Origin of the sequence: Paraburkholderia fungorum, assembly GCF_900099835.1 — a bacterium.
Lineage (GTDB): Bacteria > Pseudomonadota > Gammaproteobacteria > Burkholderiales > Burkholderiaceae > Paraburkholderia > Paraburkholderia fungorum_A.
Map to the genome: position 1 here is coordinate 846,917 of NZ_FNKP01000002.1, position 16,675 is coordinate 863,591.

Annotated in this window: 15 protein-coding genes and 1 riboswitch; of the genes, 10 read left to right on the top strand and 5 right to left on the bottom strand. The window is 58.8% G+C overall.

The genetic code is table 11. The annotated features are described in order from the left end of the window. Positions 1-400: 400 nt before the first annotated feature. Together BLS41_RS19840 and BLS41_RS39080 are read right to left on the bottom strand one after the other, a co-directional pair. Entirely contained in the window at positions 401-2,497 is a 2,097-nt protein-coding gene (locus BLS41_RS19840) for a glycoside hydrolase family 28 protein (RefSeq protein WP_074767915.1), read from the bottom strand. 145 nt (positions 2,498-2,642) lie between these two features. Then, positions 2,643-2,795 (bottom strand): hypothetical protein, encoded by a 153-nt coding sequence (locus BLS41_RS39080; RefSeq protein ID WP_171910274.1) that lies wholly within the window; start codon positions 2,793-2,795, stop codon positions 2,643-2,645. 335 nt (positions 2,796-3,130) lie between these two features. Between BLS41_RS39080 and BLS41_RS19845 the strand changes: the two genes are divergently transcribed. Further along, positions 3,131-4,522: an amidohydrolase family protein gene (locus BLS41_RS19845; RefSeq protein ID WP_253189720.1), complete on the top strand. Its 1,392-nt coding sequence runs from the start codon at positions 3,131-3,133 to the stop codon at positions 4,520-4,522. Between the two features lie 41 nt (positions 4,523-4,563). On the opposite strand, the gene BLS41_RS19850 is transcribed toward BLS41_RS19845, so the two are convergent. Continuing rightward, the gene (locus BLS41_RS19850) at positions 4,564-5,460 is read right to left on the bottom strand and encodes a LysR family transcriptional regulator (protein ID WP_074767917.1); all 897 of its coding nucleotides are present in this window, start codon (positions 5,458-5,460) and stop codon (positions 4,564-4,566) included. 86 nt (positions 5,461-5,546) lie between these two features. Then, complete coding sequence (locus BLS41_RS19855; protein ID WP_074767919.1) at positions 5,547-6,314, bottom strand: DeoR/GlpR family DNA-binding transcription regulator; 768 nt, start codon at positions 6,312-6,314, stop codon at positions 5,547-5,549. A 178-nt stretch (positions 6,315-6,492) separates the two neighbouring features. Here BLS41_RS19855 and BLS41_RS19860 point away from each other — a divergent pair, with 178 nt between their 5' ends. The 9 genes from BLS41_RS19860 to BLS41_RS19900 all read left to right on the top strand — a co-directional run bounded on the left by BLS41_RS19860 (position 6,493) and on the right by BLS41_RS19900 (position 15,790). Next, complete coding sequence (locus BLS41_RS19860; protein ID WP_074767921.1) at positions 6,493-7,347, top strand: transketolase; 855 nt, start codon at positions 6,493-6,495, stop codon at positions 7,345-7,347. Continuing rightward, entirely contained in the window at positions 7,340-8,284 is a 945-nt protein-coding gene (locus BLS41_RS19865) for a transketolase family protein (RefSeq protein WP_074767923.1), read from the top strand. The genes BLS41_RS19860 and BLS41_RS19865 overlap by 8 nt, the downstream gene beginning before the upstream one ends. A 31-nt stretch (positions 8,285-8,315) precedes the next feature. Continuing rightward, positions 8,316-9,113 carry a GolD/DthD family dehydrogenase gene (locus tag BLS41_RS19870; protein ID WP_074767925.1) on the top strand — a complete coding sequence of 266 codons (798 nt, stop codon included), beginning with the start codon at positions 8,316-8,318 and terminating at the stop codon, positions 9,111-9,113. 58 nt (positions 9,114-9,171) lie between these two features. Then, entirely contained in the window at positions 9,172-10,113 is a 942-nt protein-coding gene (locus tag BLS41_RS19875) for a D-ribose ABC transporter substrate-binding protein (protein WP_074767927.1), read from the top strand. A gap of 68 nt (positions 10,114-10,181) precedes the next feature. Continuing rightward, positions 10,182-10,820, top strand: a complete 639-nt coding sequence (locus BLS41_RS19880) for a DUF2291 family protein (protein ID WP_074767929.1) — start codon at positions 10,182-10,184, stop codon at positions 10,818-10,820. After that, entirely contained in the window at positions 10,817-12,355 is a 1,539-nt protein-coding gene (locus BLS41_RS19885) for a sugar ABC transporter ATP-binding protein (RefSeq protein WP_074767931.1), read from the top strand. Before BLS41_RS19880 ends, BLS41_RS19885 begins: the two co-directional genes overlap by 4 nt. 18 nt (positions 12,356-12,373) lie before the next feature. Beyond that, positions 12,374-13,456 (top strand): ABC transporter permease, encoded by a 1,083-nt coding sequence (locus tag BLS41_RS19890; RefSeq protein WP_216350614.1) that lies wholly within the window; start codon positions 12,374-12,376, stop codon positions 13,454-13,456. Positions 13,457-13,490: 34 nt separating this feature from the next. Then, positions 13,491-14,960: an FGGY family carbohydrate kinase gene (locus BLS41_RS19895; RefSeq protein WP_074767933.1), complete on the top strand. Its 1,470-nt coding sequence runs from the start codon at positions 13,491-13,493 to the stop codon at positions 14,958-14,960. Between the two features lie 23 nt (positions 14,961-14,983). Continuing rightward, positions 14,984-15,790 carry an SDR family oxidoreductase gene (locus tag BLS41_RS19900; protein WP_074767935.1) on the top strand — a complete coding sequence of 269 codons (807 nt, stop codon included), beginning with the start codon at positions 14,984-14,986 and terminating at the stop codon, positions 15,788-15,790. A gap of 109 nt (positions 15,791-15,899) precedes the next feature. On the opposite strand, the gene BLS41_RS19905 is transcribed toward BLS41_RS19900, so the two are convergent. Beyond that, the gene (locus BLS41_RS19905; RefSeq protein ID WP_083380029.1) at positions 15,900-16,400 is read right to left on the bottom strand and encodes a 6,7-dimethyl-8-ribityllumazine synthase; all 501 of its coding nucleotides are present in this window, start codon (positions 16,398-16,400) and stop codon (positions 15,900-15,902) included. A gap of 78 nt (positions 16,401-16,478) precedes the next feature. After that, a riboswitch (FMN riboswitch) is annotated at positions 16,479-16,635 on the bottom strand. Positions 16,636-16,675: the final 40 nt, after the last annotated feature.

The following is a 16,675-nucleotide window of genomic DNA, read 5'->3' on the forward strand; positions in this document are numbered from 1 at the left end:
CGTGGCGGTGCGTTTTGCAACAGTGCGGATCGTTTGAATGAGAAAAGTGGCGCCGCCGTTACCCGGCGAATCGGGGCATCGCGGATGTTTGAAACAACTGGGGGAGTGGAGAGGGAGAAGAAGGCCGGAGAGGCCGTCTTTCAATGCGTACGTGGGAGAGATCGGTACTTATTACAAATCGGCTGTGTTGGCCGAGAGAAAATACAGGACGCAATACGCGACGCTTATTTTATGCGTGGCGCGTAAAAGCAGTAGGGGATATCGCAAAGCAATAAGCCGTAAGGGAAGGCCGAAAAGTTAGCCTTCTCCCGGCAGACGAACAGGTGGCGCACCCGAAACCAGAACCCCAATACGGGGATTCAGCTTCGATCGCAAGCGCGCCACCTCAGAACCTCAATGACTATTGCGAACCCGGCCACGTCTGACCGGCCGGCGACGATTCCCCGATACCTGGGAAATCGACATAAGCCGCTGTGCAATCCACGGCCGTCGCCATGCTGAGCGAGCGGGACGCCACGCCATTCAACGTCACGTTATTCGCCGTCGATGCAAAAATCGGCAGGTTGACGTTGGTTAGCGTGAGGTTCGCATCGGACGTGCTCACGGCCACCGTGTCGGGCGAATCGGCCAGTACGTTCGTGAGCGTCATGCCGAGCGGAATCTGCGCATGAGCAATGCCGCCGGTATTGGCCTGGAAGCCCTGAAGCTGAACCGTCGTGGTGCCGGTGATATGCACGTTCGACACCGAGATGTCGTGGAAGTCCGGATACAGCGGCGAGGTCGGATTCGACAGCGCTTTGGTGCTGTAGTACGGCGTGAACACGAGAGCGTTGTCGCTATTGCGGATACAGATGTTGTTGTAGTCGACGTTGGTCACCGTGCCGCCCCGCGCCCAGTCCGACTTGATACGCAGCGCCGATTCCGCGCCGTCGAACGAGTTGTCGTAGACCTGGATGTTGGTGACGCCCGCATTGGTCTCGCTGCCCACCGAGATACCGTGCCCCGCGTAGATGTGATTGTGCGCGATCACAAAACCGTACTTGCGGTCGGTCGCGACATCGCGATTGCCATCGACGCCGAACAACCCCGAACCCGCCGGACTCGGATTGCTGGAGCCCTTGATCGCAACGTCGTCGTCGCCGGTGCTGATGTAGTTGTACGCGAACACCGTGTTCTTCAGATAGCCGTCGAACGAAATCTTGCCGGCGCTCGAGGTCTTGCCGTTACCGGTCGTCAGTGCCTGAACAGCGGTTTTCGATGCGGAGCCCGGATCGAACGCATCCGTATTCTTGGCGGTTTCGACGCTCGGCAGCATGCCGAGATAGTTAGGATTGCCATTGCCTGCAGGGTTCGCCGATGCCGACAGCGACGGCGTTTGCACCTTCACGCCCCACACGGTCAGACCGTCCACGCCGCTCGGCACGACATGGAAATTCGCGCTGTTATTGAGCGTGATGCCGTACAAGGTCAGGTTCTTCGCATAGCTGAAGACCATCATGCGGAAGTTCGACTGCGAGCCGACGCCGGTCGTGCCGTTCTCGATCATGTTGCCGAGCCACGCCAGATCCCACCACGTCATATGACGCGACGAGCCCGCCGTATCGACGAACGTGCCGCCGTTATCGCACGAGGTTCCCGTGGTCGCCTGTTTGCCGGTCGCGTACGCGGCGTACGTGTTCGTGCAGGTCAGATCGACTCGCATCAGCGGATAGAGCGGATTCGAGCTGACGATCTCGGAGGCCGCACGGCTGTCGATACTGCCGCCGCCGACAATCGCGGAGTTCACGAGGTAGTTGCCGCCGATCAGCGGCAGGCAGTTGCCCGAGCTTCCCGCCTTGGTCGAACTGACGGCGGTGTTCGCGCAATACGGGCCAGCGGCGTTGGGCGCGTATGCCATCACGTCGCGCGTGGCATACACGGTGACACCGGTGTCGATCCACAGCGTGACGCCGGACGGCAGCGTCAGCGGACCGGTGATGAACGCGTTGCCCGGACCGCTGCTCGACACGCTGAGGCGCACGGCGAACTTGCTCGCGCGGTACTTCGGCTGCGCCAGTTGCTGCGCCGACGCGCCCGCGATATTCACGTTCGGAAGCGCCGCAGCGGTTTGCGAGGCGGCGGCCGCTGCGTCCGCTGCGGCGATGGTTGCGCCGACCTCGGCATCCACGGCTGCGCCGCACGCGTCGAGCGCGGCCTGAATACGTTGCTGGTCCGGATTCAGGATTGCCGAGGTCGTGCCGTTGTCGGCCTCCGGCCCCAGCGCGCCGCTCGGTTGCCGGACGTAGCTGTTGCTGGCTTCGACGGTGCTGCACACCTGGGCATCGGTCGGGAGTTGTGGCGCGGGCGGCAGTGCGGCGTCGCTGGTCGTCACGCCGACCTTGAACGGCGCCGCGGCGATCGGGGTCGGCGTGCTGGCGGAGGGTGGCGGCGAGTCGTCGGACCCGCAAGCGGCGAGCGACGCAAGGACGCATAAGACTGCTGTTGTGCGAATTGACATGTCCTTATCCTGAAGGTGGCGGTTGAATCGAAAAACAAAAAAGACGGCCGGGCGACGCCATCGCCAGCAAAGGCGATCGCGTGGATCGGTTGGTCAGAAGCGGAAACGGAGTGGGCTGCGACGTGCCCGTGTGTGCCGGTGGCGATCAGCCGGTTCGGGCGAAACGGCGTGATGGCCGGATGTCTGGAGTGGTGGTGTTGAAGCTTTGCGATGCGCGGTCGCCTGGCGAGGCGCGGCGTTCGCGAGTCACGCGGCGGACGTCAACGGGCAGGGATTGATACGGCATCGTGAGCGCCATGCGTTGTCTCCGTGAACGGGCAGCGCCGATATGGGTTCGGCGTCTACAGTCCATCATGTTATATGTCATCCTATCTCTTTCTCATTGTTACATTCGCGTTGCTTTCAGCGTAAGCCATGTAAACCCGTAAATTGCTGCTTGTTTAAGCGATATTGATGCGAGACGAGTAGGTTTTGAAAGTGTTTGTTATAGGACAACGTATCTCAGAGATGCGGCTGTAATTGAGCGGCTTCTGAATCCATCCAAATGTCAGATAGGTCCCAAATGGAATCGTGTCGTTAATTCGCAGAAGATCCGTGGGCCGCCTTCAACCGAACCACTCAAGGATCCCCGACGTGAACAGCCTGATTCGTGCCGACCATGTTTTGCCCATGACCGACGACAATGCCGTGATCGTCGACGGCGCGGTGGTAATCGACGCGAGCGGGCGGATCGCCGCAATCGGCGATGCGCGCGAACTGATCTCGCGCTATCCGGCACTGCCGGTGCGCCATCTGAAAGACCGCCTGTTGATGCCCGGCCTGATCAATACCCATTGCCATTCGGGATTGCTGCGCGGCACCGCTGAAGGACTGCCGGTGTGGGACTGGTTGCAGCAATTCATCGATCCGATGCACCGCGTGCTCAATGCAGAAGAAGCGGAAGCGGCCTCCTGGTTGTGCTACGCCGAAGCGCTGTTGTCCGGCACGACCACGATCGTGGATATGTGGCGCTTCATGGACGGCAGCGCTCGCGCGGCAACTGGATTGGGTATTCGCGCGGTCCTCGCTCCTTATGTTGCCGAGCATCCCGAGCACGATTACTTCGAAACGCTCGATATCAACGAGAAGCTGATCGAGCGCTGGCATGGTCGTGCCGATGGACGCATTAGCGTATGGGTCGGCCTCGAACATATGTTCTATGCCGTGCCGCAAGCGTGGCAACGCGCGGTTGCAATGAGTCGCACGCATGGCGTCGGTTTGCATACGCACAGTAACGAAAGCCGCTTCGATGTCGATGCAACGCAAAAGCGCTATGGTGTGCGGCCCATTCAGGCGCTGGAAAAATTCGGTTTGCTGGACGCGCACAAAGTCATGCTCGCGCATTGCGTCTGGCTCTCCGACGACGAAATCACGATTCTCGCGGACCGCAATGTCGGCGTTGCACACAATCCCGTCAGCAATATGAAGCTTGCGAGCGGCGCGGCGCCGGTCGAGAAGTTACTGGCAGCAGGTATTTGCGTCGGCCTGGGGACGGACGGAGAGAAAGAGAATAACAACCTCGATATGTTCGAGGAAATGAAGGTCGCGTCGTTGCTCGCGAAGGCGACGGGTCTCGACGCGGCAGCACTCGATGCCTGGTCCGTCTGCCGGATGGCGACCGCGACGGGCGCACGCGCGATCGGATTGTCGAACGACGTGGGTACGCTCGAAGTCGGCAAATGCGCGGACATGATCGCCGTGCGCACCGACACGCCGCGTATGACGCCGCTATTGACGGGGCGGTATATGAACCTGCATCACAATCTGGTTCACGCGGTGCAGGGTGGCGATGTCGACATGACGATCGTGAATGGCCGCACGGTGGTGGAAAATGGGCGACTGGTCAACGGCGATTTGCGGGAGTTGATTGCGCGCGTGAATACGCTGGTTCCCGGATTGTTCGAGCGTCGCGCTCGCTGGCTCGACAGCAATGGTGCGATTACCAAACGTGGCGCGGAGAACTCGCTGCTCGATGCGCTTAGCTAAGTATTGATTGCCTCGAGCGCGAGGCGCGCAAATGAGCCCGCCTAATCGCCGATTTCATTGCGGCTCAATTCAGAGCGCAGGCACATCGCGGCTTGTCCCGACTGCTGTTGTGTCGACCAGATCAGATCGATTCCCACCGCCCATTCTGTGAATGGATAAGCAGCGAGTTTGAGTTCCACCAGTTCGCCGGATTCAAGCTCGCTGCGGATCATCCGCTTCGGAACGGATGCCCATCCCAAACCGTCCCTGATCATGTCGAGAAGTGCCGTATAGCTCCTGACGTTCCACGAGCGAGGTGACTTCAGGTACTCGCCGGTCGGCAGCTTTCGGCCGTGCGGCGTCACGACAATCTGCCGATGATCGTTCAATGCCGCAAACGACACCTCCGGCATCGTCGCCAGTACGTGATCGTGTCGAACCGCGTTGGTGAAAATAAGCTTGCCGAGCCGGCAGAAAGCGATCTGCTTCGGGTACTCGGCCTGAGCGAACATGAGTCCGAGATTGACGTCGCCGGCTACCGTCAGTTGAAGAATATCTTCGTGCGACGGCTGGCGCATATCGAGTTCGACATCGGGAAATGCCGCTTCGAACCTGCGCAATGCGGGCGACACGGCTGCATAGGGAATGGCATCGTCGAATGCCAAAGCGAGCTTCGTTTCCACTCGCGCGCCGAGCTGATTCGCACGGTCCTGCAATGCCCCGCAGTGCGCGACCACGGCTTCGGCTTCGCGCAACATCGCGCGGCCTTCTTCGGTGAGTGTGGGGTAGCGGCCGCTGCGATCGAACAGCGTTACACCGAGATCGATCTCGAGATTGATGACAGCGGTGCTGATTGCCGATTGCGCCTTGCCGAGCTTTCGCGCCGCGCCCGAAAACGAGCGTTCATGCGCGGCACAGACGAATGCCTCCAGTTGCTCGAGAGAAAAACGTGAAGACATTTAAAACGTCCTGATTCTGGAGAGTTTCTGATTTTACGTCTCCAGAAATCAGGCAGATCACGCGCACGTGCTGATACGCAAATAATTCACGCGTAAATAATGTTCGTGCCGTTCCCGGTGATCCAGTTGGCGAATTCGTCGCTGAGCCCTTCGTCGGTGACGAGGTAGTCGACGCGGTCCATCGCACCGAACGTCGCGAACTCGCGCTTGCCGAATTTTTGCGAATCGGCAAGCAGGTACACAGTTTTGGCCGCGTCGATCATCGCGCGCTTCACGTGAATATCGATGAAATCAGGGTATGAAATGCCCGACTCCATCGACACGCCGCCCGCCGCGAGAAAGAGTTTGTCGACGAACATGCCTTCAAAAAAGGTCGATGCCTTTTCGCCCGAAACGGCAATCGTCTCGGCTTTGAAGATACCGCCCGTCAACATCACGCGATTGGTCGGTTCGGCGCCGAGCAGGATGGCGATATTGAGCGCGTTGGTCACGATGCGCAGGTTCTGCCGGTCGAGCAGGTTCTTCGCGAGTTCGGTGGTGGTTGCGCCGCAATCGAGAATGACCGAATCGCCGTTCTCGATCAGGCTCGCAGCCTTGCGACCGATCAGCGCCTTTTCCGGACTCGTTGGCAGAACGTTCGAGCCGAACGTGCGGCGGGTGGAATCGGACTGGGTGGTTTTCAAACGCACGTTACCGTGCACGCGCTCCACGCGTCCTTCTTTTTGCAACTCGTCGATGTCCTTGCGGATGGTCGGCATGGAGACGCCGAATTCGCTGGAAAGCTCCGAAAGCTTTACCAGTTTCAGCGATTGCACCCGTTCGAAGATTTTTTCTGTTCTGGTCCGTTGATCCATTTTCGCTTTCCTTGCGAACTGCCGGCCGGCGTCGCTACTACAGGACGTATTGTGCCTGATTCCACCAGCCGGAAGCTGTCGTTAGGTGTTTTCCCTCTTTCCGTCGTTTTCCTTTTGACTTTCGAAAGAAAGTAACAGAAACTTAAAGCCAAGAAAACAGGAAGTACAGGAGCAGGGAATGGAAAACCCCTTCAAGCAGACCGGCGTCCCTTTGCACCGGCGGGCGCAGGAAATCCGTAAGAAGATATGCGTGATGAATTCCGCGGCAAAAAGCGGCCATACGGGCGGCGACATGTCGGAAGCGGACATTCTCGCGGCGCTGTATTTCCACGTTCTCCGCTATGAGACCCAAGCTGACCGCACGGTCCGCTGGCACGACGAATTCATTCTGAGCAAAGGTCATGGCGTGGGCGGTCTGTATGCGTGCTTCGCCGAACTAGGCTGGCTCGCGGACGAAGAACTGCTGACCTACCTGAAGGACGATTCGCGGCTCCCCGGCCACCCCGTCAAGCAGAAATTGCCTACCTGGGTGACCGTCAACACGGGCGGTCTCGGTCATGGGCTGCCCATCGCCGCCGGTCTCGCGATGGCCAAACAGCGCCACGCCGCCGCCACGCAGGGCGACGTCGGCCGCGTGTTCGTGCTGACCGGCGACGGTGAACTCGAAGAGGGGTCCAACTGGGAAGCCGCGATGGCGGCCGCGCATTTCGAACTGTCGAACCTGGTGGTGATCGTCGACCGCAACCGACTGCAACTCGCCGATTTCACGCACAACATCATGGACCTCGATCCGCTCGACGAAAAATTCCGGGCTTTCGGTTTCGAGGTGCACGACGTCAATGGAAACCAGCCGGACGCTGTTTGGAAACTAATAGAAAGTCTGGATAGCTCAAACGGAAAACCGAAAGTGCTGATTGCTCACACGATCAAAGGCCGCGGCGTGTCGTTCATGGAGAACGTGCCGGCATGGCACCACAAATTCCCCGATGAGGATCAACTCAAACAGGCGTTGAAGGAGCTGGATCATGCGTGAGTACGGTGACTTGCGAGACGGAGCAGTGAATGCGCTCGGCCGGCTCACGGCTGCCGGTCAGGACATCATCGTGATGGTGGCCGACTCGACCTCCACGTCGAAAATCGGCTCGTTCCTGGACAAGTATCCGGAGCGCGTGATCAACGTGGGCATTGCCGAACAGAACATGGTCGGCATGGCTGCCGGACTCGCACTTGGCGGGCATGTCGTTTTCACGGCTAACGCTGCGCCTTTTCTGATCGGCCGCGCGAACGAGCAGGTCAAGAACGACATCTGCTACAGCGCAACGAACGTGAAGATGCTCGGCCTCAATGCCGGTGTCGCGTATGGTCCGCTCGCGTCGACGCATCACGCAATCGACGATATCTCGGTGATGAGCGGCTTCGGCAACGTGCAGATTTTCGCGCCATGCGACGAAGTGGAAACGTCGCAGATGATCGACTACGCGGCGTCGATCGACGGACCGGTTTATATCCGTCTCGACAACGCAAAGTTTCCGATTGTTCACGACGCGCAATACCGCTTCAAGCCGGGCCGTCCTGATGTGCTGATCGAAGGCAATCGGGTTGCGGTGATCGCGTTGGGCTCGGTAGTCGGCGAAGCGCTGGAAGCGTGTGAATCCATACAGAAGCAGGATGGCATCAATGCGACGCTCGTCAATCTGTCGTCGCTGCGGCCGCTGGATCAGGACGCGCTGGCCGCGATCATCGAGCGGCACGATGCCATCGTCACCGTCGAAGAACACTCGCTGCACGGCGGCATTGGCGCGACGGTCGCGGTGCTGATGGCGAAGCGTCAGATCGCGCGGCCGCTGACCATGCTCGGTATTACCGAAGGCGAATTCGCCCATTACGGTACGCGCAAAGGCATTCGCCGCCATTACGGAATTGACGCAGCAGGGATTGCCGACAGCGTGCGCGCTTACTGCTCGAAGTGAAACATTAAGCACAAGATCAAGGAGACAGAAGATGGGAATTCAGTACGACGTGTCGCTGCGCCACGGTGTCGATTTCGACTTTCGCCTCGACGGCAAGGTCGCGGTCGTCACCGGCGGGCTCGGCGGCATTGCCATGGCGACCAACGCGGCGCTGATTAAGAAGGGTGCGCGTGTCGCCATTCTTTATCCCCGTTTTGAAGAGGCGCGTGTTCCTGCCGCGATCGAAGAACTGGGTTCCTCCAATGCCGCCGCTTTCGCGTGCGATGTCGCTAACGAAGCCGAAGTCGAAGCCGCGATCAAAGCCGCCCACGAACATTTCGGCGACCTGCATCTGCTCGTGAATGCCGCCGGCTGCATCACGCTGACGCCTGCGGAGAACATCGGATTCGACGAATGGCAGCGGCAGATCGGCGTGAATCTCACCGGTCCGTTTCTGTGCTCCAAACATTTCGCGCGTCACGTTCTGGCGAGCGGACACGGCGGGAAGATCGTCAATATCGCCTCACAGGCCGCGACGGTCGCCATCGATCAACACTGCGCGTACACGTCGGCTAAAGCCGGATTGATCGGCATGACGAAAGTGCTCGCGAAGGAATGGGCGGCGCGCGGCATCACCGTCAATACGGTCTCGCCGACGGTCGTGCTGACGCCGATGGGCGCGACGGCATGGGAAGGCGAAAAGGGCGAAGCGATGAAAAAGCTGATACCTGTAGGCCGTTTCGCGTACACCGACGAAATTGCAGCGGCAATTCTCTTTTTGCTGTCGAACGGCGCCGACATGATTACCGGCGCCGACATCATGATCGACGGCGGTTATACGATCTGCTGACCCACTGACAGATCCGGCGGTACCACCCGTAAAAGAAATTCAATCAGGAGACAGGACAATGTGGAAGAAACTTGCAGTGGCAGCCGCCGTAACGGCTTCGATCGTCGGCATGCTTGAACCGGCTCAGGCCGCGAGCAAAGGCACGATCGCGATTCTCGTCAACGCACTCGACAATCCGTACTACGCGGCCGAGGCCAAAGGCGCGGAGCAGGAGGCGAAGAAACTCGGCTATGACACGATCGTGCTGTCGCACGGCGAGGACGTCAACAAACAGAACGAACTGGTCAACCTCGTAATCGGCAAGGGTGTGAAAGGCATCGTGCTCGACAACGCCGATTCGAACAGCAGTGTTGCAACCGTACGTACCGCGCAGGAGAAAAAAGTACCGGTGGTGCTGATCAATCGCGAGATTCCGAAAGACGGCATCGCAATCGCACAGTTGAGTCACAACAACTTGCAGGCCGGTACTGAGGTCGCGCAACGCTTCGTCGAAACGATCGGCGAAAAAGGCGAGTATGTCGAATTGACCTGCAATCTGGCGGACAAGAACTGTGTGACGCGCTCGCAGGCATTCCACCAGGTGCTGGACCAATATCCCGATCTGAAGATGGTTGCCCGCCAGGATGCGAAGGGCGCACTATTACCCGGCAAGCAGGCGATGGATTCGATTCTGCAGGAACACCCGCATATCAAGGGCGTGATTTCCGGTAATGGACCGGTCGCGCTGGGCGCGATTGCGTCGCTCGATTCGGCGGGGCGCAAGGACGTGGTGGTGATGGGTATCGACGGCAGCAACGACGAACGCGACTCGGTACTCGCCGGCAAGCTGAAGGCAACGGTGATGTTGCAGGCGCAGGGCATTGCGATTCACGGTGTCGATCTGCTCGACAAGTACATCAAGACCGGCAAGACAGGTGAGCCGGAACGCCAGTTGTTCCGCGGCATTCTGATCACCAAGGACAATGCTTCCAAAGTGAACGACTTCTATTACACCAAGTAAAACGCGGTGTGCGTGAGCGGGTGCTCGACCACGCACCCGTTTGAAGTTCTGTCTGAAGTGAGGTAGCCATGGTTCATCCCATCTCCACCGTGCGATCCGTGCTTGCGATCATGGGCGTTGTCATGTCTCTGGGCGCGTGCCACGTCGTGACCGACAAGGAGCTGGCGGATATCCGCAGTCAGGGGCAACGTCATGGGCCCGATCCGGCGAAAGTTTTCAACGATCAACTCGTTCCGTACGCGGACAAGAACGCGAAGCCGGCCGCGCAGGTCATCAGCGCCTTGGGTACGAATTTTGACGACGCGTGCAAGCAGTACGGTTTCCGGCAAAGCAGCGCGTTTCCGTGCAACTTCTGGCTTCGCGTGCAGGGAAAGGTCACACGTATCGACGATTCGTCGCGTGTGGGCAAAGCCTATGTCGATCTGACGCCGGCTTCCGGCGGCGCGCCAGTGAGCGTGGTTCTGCAAACCGGGCCAGTGGTGATCGGCACAGGAGTACGCGACGGCTTTCCCGGCATCAAATACAGCGATTTCGACGATCAGACGAAATTCGCCGCGTTCGGCCAGGAGATCAACAAGCTCGTCGTGGCGCGCGTACATCAATCGTTGCAACTGAAAGTGGGCGAGAGCGTCGACGTCGCGGCTGTTTACAGCAGCTGGAGCGAGCCGACCGGCGAGATCCGCGCAATTCCGGTGGCCTGGAAATGAATACACCGCGAACCATGAACCCCGTCAACGTGATCGAGACGCGCGGGCTGTCGAAGATTTATCCCGGCACCGCTGCGCTGGTCGACGTGGACTACAAGGTGCGGCGCGGCAAGGTCAACGTGCTGATCGGCGAAAACGGTGCAGGCAAGTCCACGCTGATGAAACTGCTCGCGGGTGCAGAAGTGGCGAGCTCGGGTGAGATATGGATCGACGATAAGCTCGTTCATATCACCGACGTTCGCAGCGCCGAACAGCATGGCGTAGGCATCATTTTTCAGGAGCTGAATCTCTTTCCAGAGATGACGGTTGCCGAGAACATTTTCGCGGGAAACGAGCCGACCAGTGCGGGCGTGATCCGCAACAAAGTCGAAAATCACTCGGCAAAAATACTGCTTCAACGCCTGCAGATTCCAATTGATCCACGCACGCGTCTTGGCGATCTGTACGTGGGTCAACAGCAACTCGTTGAAATTGCAAAAGCGCTGTCCAAGCACATCAAGGTGCTGATCATGGACGAGCCGACTTCCGCACTGTCGAAAACGGAAGTCGAGATTCTCTTCAAGATCATCCGTCAGTTGAAAGAAGAGGGCGTGACGGTGATCTACATCTCGCATCGTCTCGAAGAGATCATGGCGATCGGCGATTGCATCACGGTGCTGCGCAACGGCCGCCTGGTTGCTGAAGACGAAATCGCCAATATCGACATTCCGTGGATTATCGAAGCGATGGTGGGTTCGTCGAAGAAACGCTTTGCGTTCGAACAGCACGGCATTGGCGAAGAAGTGCTGAGGGTGAAAGACCTCGCGCTGAAGCGCTCGAACGGCATTTACGCGGTGGATCACGTGTCGTTCTCGGTGCGCGCGGGTGAGGTCGTCGGCATTTATGGGTTGATGGGAGCGGGGCGTACAGAGTTGCTTGAGTCGCTGCTCGGTGCGCAACCGCTCGCCATCGGCGAGATCGAACTGGCGGGTAAGTCGGTCGAGAATTTTTCGATACCGAAGCGCATCGACGCAGGTATTGCACTGGTTCCCGAAGACCGGCAGAAGCAGGGCATGATTCAACTGATGTCGATTCTCGAGAACATGACCTTGTCGAGCCTCGGCAAATTTACGCGCCGCTTCGCGTTCGGCGCGCTCGGCAGAGACAAACAGGTGGCCGCCGCCGACGATATCGTCAAGCGTCTCGCGATCAAGGCTTCATCTGTCGACGCACCTATTACTTCGCTGTCCGGCGGCAACATGCAGAAGGTGGTGATCGGCAAAGCATTGCTGACGTCGCCGAAAGTTCTGCTGATGGACGAGCCGACGCGAGGCATCGACGTCGGCGCGAAGGAGGACGTGTACAAGACCATCAGCCTGCTCGCGCAATCGGGCATTGCGGTGATCTACGCGACATCCGAACTCGATGAAGCAATGGCGGTTTCCAATCGTGTCTTCGTGATGGCCAGCGGCAAGCTGACCGCTATCATGGACCGCGCCCAGTTTGATAGCGAACGGATCGTGCGCGCGTCTACGCCCGCCACGGCCGTAGTCTGAAGCGTATTCGAGGTCTACATGATGAACATGAACACTCCCGACAGTACGATTCATCCGGTGCACGCGAAACACAACCGGCATGCCGCTTATGTCGCGTCGCGTGTCGCAGTGGGCGTGCTGAAATTGCGGATCTTTATCGCGCTCTTTGCGATCATCATCGTCTTCTCGTTCGCCACCGATAACTTCCTGTCCACCAGCAACATGCTGATCATGGCAAAGCACGTGACGGTGGTGGCGATTCTTTCGATCGGTATGACGCTGGTGATCCTGACGGGCGGCATCGATCTGTCGGTCGGATCGATTGTCGGAATAAGCGGCATGGCGGCCGGCTACCTGTTGCTGGAAGGCGTGAAGATCGGCCACCACGTCGTGTTCTTCAATCCATGGGGCGTGGCGTTGCTGGCGTGCGTGCTCGGTGCGCTGATCGGCGCGGTCAATGGCTATCTGATTACTGCGCTGAACGTCGCTCCGTTTATCGCGACGCTGGGCATGTTGTACGTGATTCGCGGCGCAGCGCTGCTCGTCAATAACGGCAGCACGTATGCCGATCTGGCGGGTAATCCGGCACTCGGCAATACCGGCTTCGAGTTCATCGGCAACGGCACGATACTCGGTCTTTCCATGCCGGTGTGGATCATGATCGTGCTGGCGGCAGTGACGATCTTCGTGGCTAAAAAGACGCCGCTGGGCCGTCGTATTTACGCAATTGGTGGCAATGAACAGGCCGCGCGCTTCTCGGGTATTCGCACCAATCGGGTAAAGCTTTTCGTTTATATGTTCTCGGGATTTTGTGCGGCCATCGTCGGCCTCGTGATTACCGCGCAATTGCAGACGGCCCACCCGTTGACCGGGCAAACGTTCGAACTCAATGCGATTGCCGCGGTCGTGCTTGGGGGCACGGCGCTGATGGGCGGACGCGGCACAGTGTTCGGATCGGTAGTGGGTGCATGCGTGATCAGCATTCTCGGTGACGGCATGGTGATGTGCGGGATCAGCGACTTCTGGCAGATGGTCATCAAAGGGCTGGTGATCATCTTCGCGGTGGTGATCGATCAGTTGCAACAGCGCCTGCAATCCAGAATGGTCTCGCTGACTGCATAACTTCACGATTCGCTCATACTCAAACGGGATTTCCATGCAATACGTTCTGGCGATCGATCAGGGGACCAGTGGCACGAAAGCGCTTGTCTTCGACGCGAGCGGCCGCGTCCATTCACGAGGATTCACTGCGGTTCCGTGTACGCATCCACGTACTGGCTTTGTCGAACAGGACGCGAATGCGATTTATCAGTCGGTGTTAAAGGCGGTCGCCGAATGTCTGGAGCGCTTCGAAGGCGATCAGAAAGATATCGTCGGTGTCGGCATTTCGAATCAGCGTGAAACGGTCGTCCTGTGGGATGCGCAAGGCGACCCGATCGGTCAGGCCGTGTCGTGGCAGTGTCAAAGGTCGCTCGGCGTATGCGAGCGACTGAAGCAGGAGGGTATGGGGCCGACTATTGCCGAGAAGACGGGCTTGCTGATCGACCCGTATTTTTCGGGCACCAAGCTGATCTGGCTCAACGAGAACGACGAGCGCGTGCGTTCACACATCGCTGCAGAGACGGCGTATTTCGGCACCGTCGACAGTTGGCTGCTTTATCGCCTCACGAATGGCGGCGTTTATTGCACCGACTACACCAACGCGTCACGCACGATGCTGTTCAATCTGAACACGCTCGACTGGGATCGCGAACTGCTGACTGCATTCGGACTCGACGGGTTGCGTCTTCCCGAACTACGGCCCTCGGCGTCGAACTTCGGCGCGACCGATTTCGACGGATTGCTCGCCCGTCCGATCCCGATCGTGTCGATGATCGGCGACTCGCATGCCGCCGCCGTCGGCGAAGGATGTTTGAAGCCAGGTCTGGCCAAGGCGACGATGGGCACCGGTTCATCGTTAATGATGAACGTCGGCAGTCAACCGCAGGCACCCGCCCATGGACTCGTTTCCACGCTGTGTTTCGCCACTGAAAAGCGCGTGGATTATGCGCTGGAAGGGATCATCATCAGCGCCGGTTCGACGCCCGCGTTTCTCAAGGAAAAGCTCGGACTCTTCGACGACTTCGCCGTCGCCGAGCAGGCTTTTACGGACTACGACAACGGCGGCGTTTTTCTGATTCCCGCTTTCTCGGGAATTGGCTGTCCGCACTGGAAGTACCCGGGCGGCGCGCAAATCGTCGGACTGAATTTTTCGAATTCATGGCAACACGTTGCACGCGCGGCGTACGAGTCGATCGTTTATCAGATCAAGGACGTGATTACGGTGATGGAGCAGGCAGCTCAGGTTCCGCTACTCGAACTGTTCCTCGACGGTGGACTCGTGCAGCGGCCCTTCCTGCTTCAGTACCTGGCCGATACGTTGAATCGCCCGGTCAGTACGCTGGCGCTCAGCGAAATATCGGCGGCGGGCGCGGCCGCATTGGCATCGCTGGAACTTGGACTGGTCGATTCGCTCGACGCGGTTCATACGGAGCGGCCCGTTCTGCGCCGCGTCGAACCTGGCAGCGGTGTGTCTGCTGCAGCGGAGAATCACGCGCAATGGCTGCGCTGGATCGAACGGCTCTAATTCAATTCATCTGGGAGAAGGGAATGGTTAGCGAAGTAAAACCCGCAGCAAAGCGCTTCGACAATAAAGTCGTGGTTGTGACGGGCGGCAGCCGGGGGATTGGATTAAGTATTGGAGAACGTTTCGCACAGGAAGGCGCGAAAGTTTGCCTGTCGGCGAATGAGAAGAGCGTGTTCGACGCGGCGGCCCATTTGCGCGAATCCGGCTACGACGTCATTGCAGCCGAAGTGGATGTGACTGACAAGTCGCAGGTAAAAGATCTCTACGATGAAGTCGCCGGCAAACTCGGCGAAGTTGATATCTCGGTGCAGAACGCGGGCGTCATCACCATTGCGAAGCTGCCCGATCTCACCGAGGCCGAGTGGGACAAGGTTCTCGCAGTCAATACGAAGGGCGTTTTCCTGTGCTGCCAGGAAGCGGCGACGCGCATGTTGCGCGCGGGGAAAACCGGGCGTCTGATCAATACGGCCTCAGGGCAGGCTCGTCAGGGTTTCGTCTACACGCCGCACTATGCAGCAAGCAAGTTCGGCGTATTGGGTATTACCCAAAGCCTCGCGAAAGAACTCGCGCCGACCGGCATTACGGTCAATGCATTCTGCCCCGGCATTATCACGACCGACATGTGGTCGTATAACGACGAAGCATGGGGCAAGCTGCTCGGCGACTATAAGCCGGGCGAGTTGATGACCGAGTGGGTGAACAACATTCCGATGAAGCGCGCAGGGACGGGCAAGGATGTGGCGGGACTGGTCGCCTTTCTGGCGTCGGACGATGCGGCCTACATTACCGGCCAGACGATCAACGTCGACGGCGGCATGTTCATGTCGTGAAGTGACGTGATTCTGGCGCCAGTATGCAGATGAAAAACATTTTTCCACCCGCATACTGGCGCCGTGTGTGACTACTTCAACGTGACTTCAGTGCAGTTTCAACGCGGTATCACGCAACCGGCAACGCCGCGAATTTGCGAACCGTGTCTGCGCAGGCGTGAGCCGCTTCGGCACCCTTCACCAGGAAGTGCTCCTTGAAGTATTTCGCGTGTTCTTCGCCGTGGAAGTGGTGCGGCGTCAGCACGACGGAAAACACCGGCACGCTGGTTTCGAGCTGTACCTGCATGAGTCCGCTGATAACGGCCTGAGCGACGAACTCGTGCCGGTAAATGCCACCGTCCACGACGAGGCCTGCGGCGACGATGCCCGCATAACGTCCGCTTTGCGCGAGGCGTTTGGCGTGCAGCGGAATTTCGAATGCGCCGGCCACTTCGTAGAGGTCGATATCGTCGGCGCTATAGCCGCGCTCCTGCATTGCTTCGACGAACGAGATCTTGCATTGATCGACGATATCGCGGTGCCAGCATGCCTGAATGAAAGCGATGCGTGTGCGGCTACCGTTGGACGAACCGTTGTGTGCTTCTGAATGGAGTGAGGTTGCGATATTCATGGACTTCAGCCTGTTGGTGTGAACAGGGCGAAGGACGGCCCTTTCCCGCTATATCGCTGTCGCGACGAGCGCAGGCCGTCCCGTTCTCTTTCATCCGGACTATGACCGTCGGCCCCGGAATCTAACCGGGTCTGCTGACCTCTGCACCAAAGAATGGTGACTGAGCGCTCGCGGGCTACGCGCTTTTCGCACGATTACCGCCGGTGGGGAGTTTCACCCCGCCCCGAGAACTTGTTCTTTTCAGAACGGTGCGTAAGGTATCACGAATTTTTAAT

Bases quoted from the DNA above. Each gene is read 5' to 3' on its own strand.
- BLS41_RS19905 (WP_083380029.1), bottom strand. From the start codon at position 16,400: ATGAATATCGCAACCTCACTCCATTCAGAAGCACACAACGGTTCGTCC.
- BLS41_RS19850 (WP_074767917.1), bottom strand. From the start codon at position 5,460: ATGTCTTCACGTTTTTCTCTCGAGCAACTGGAGGCATTCGTCTGTGCC.
- BLS41_RS19840 (WP_074767915.1), bottom strand. From the start codon at position 2,497: ATGTCAATTCGCACAACAGCAGTCTTATGCGTCCTTGCGTCGCTCGCC.
- BLS41_RS19855 (WP_074767919.1), bottom strand. From the start codon at position 6,314: ATGGATCAACGGACCAGAACAGAAAAAATCTTCGAACGGGTGCAATCG.
- BLS41_RS19875 (WP_074767927.1), top strand. From the start codon at position 9,172: ATGTGGAAGAAACTTGCAGTGGCAGCCGCCGTAACGGCTTCGATCGTC.
- BLS41_RS19890 (WP_216350614.1), top strand. From the start codon at position 12,374: ATGATGAACATGAACACTCCCGACAGTACGATTCATCCGGTGCACGCG.
- BLS41_RS19865 (WP_074767923.1), top strand. From the start codon at position 7,340: ATGCGTGAGTACGGTGACTTGCGAGACGGAGCAGTGAATGCGCTCGGC.
- BLS41_RS19880 (WP_074767929.1), top strand. From the start codon at position 10,182: ATGGTTCATCCCATCTCCACCGTGCGATCCGTGCTTGCGATCATGGGC.
- BLS41_RS19870 (WP_074767925.1), top strand. From the start codon at position 8,316: ATGGGAATTCAGTACGACGTGTCGCTGCGCCACGGTGTCGATTTCGAC.
- BLS41_RS19900 (WP_074767935.1), top strand. From the start codon at position 14,984: ATGGTTAGCGAAGTAAAACCCGCAGCAAAGCGCTTCGACAATAAAGTC.
- BLS41_RS19895 (WP_074767933.1), top strand. From the start codon at position 13,491: ATGCAATACGTTCTGGCGATCGATCAGGGGACCAGTGGCACGAAAGCG.
- BLS41_RS39080 (WP_171910274.1), bottom strand. From the start codon at position 2,795: ATGGCGCTCACGATGCCGTATCAATCCCTGCCCGTTGACGTCCGCCGC.
- BLS41_RS19885 (WP_074767931.1), top strand. From the start codon at position 10,817: ATGAATACACCGCGAACCATGAACCCCGTCAACGTGATCGAGACGCGC.
- BLS41_RS19860 (WP_074767921.1), top strand. From the start codon at position 6,493: ATGGAAAACCCCTTCAAGCAGACCGGCGTCCCTTTGCACCGGCGGGCG.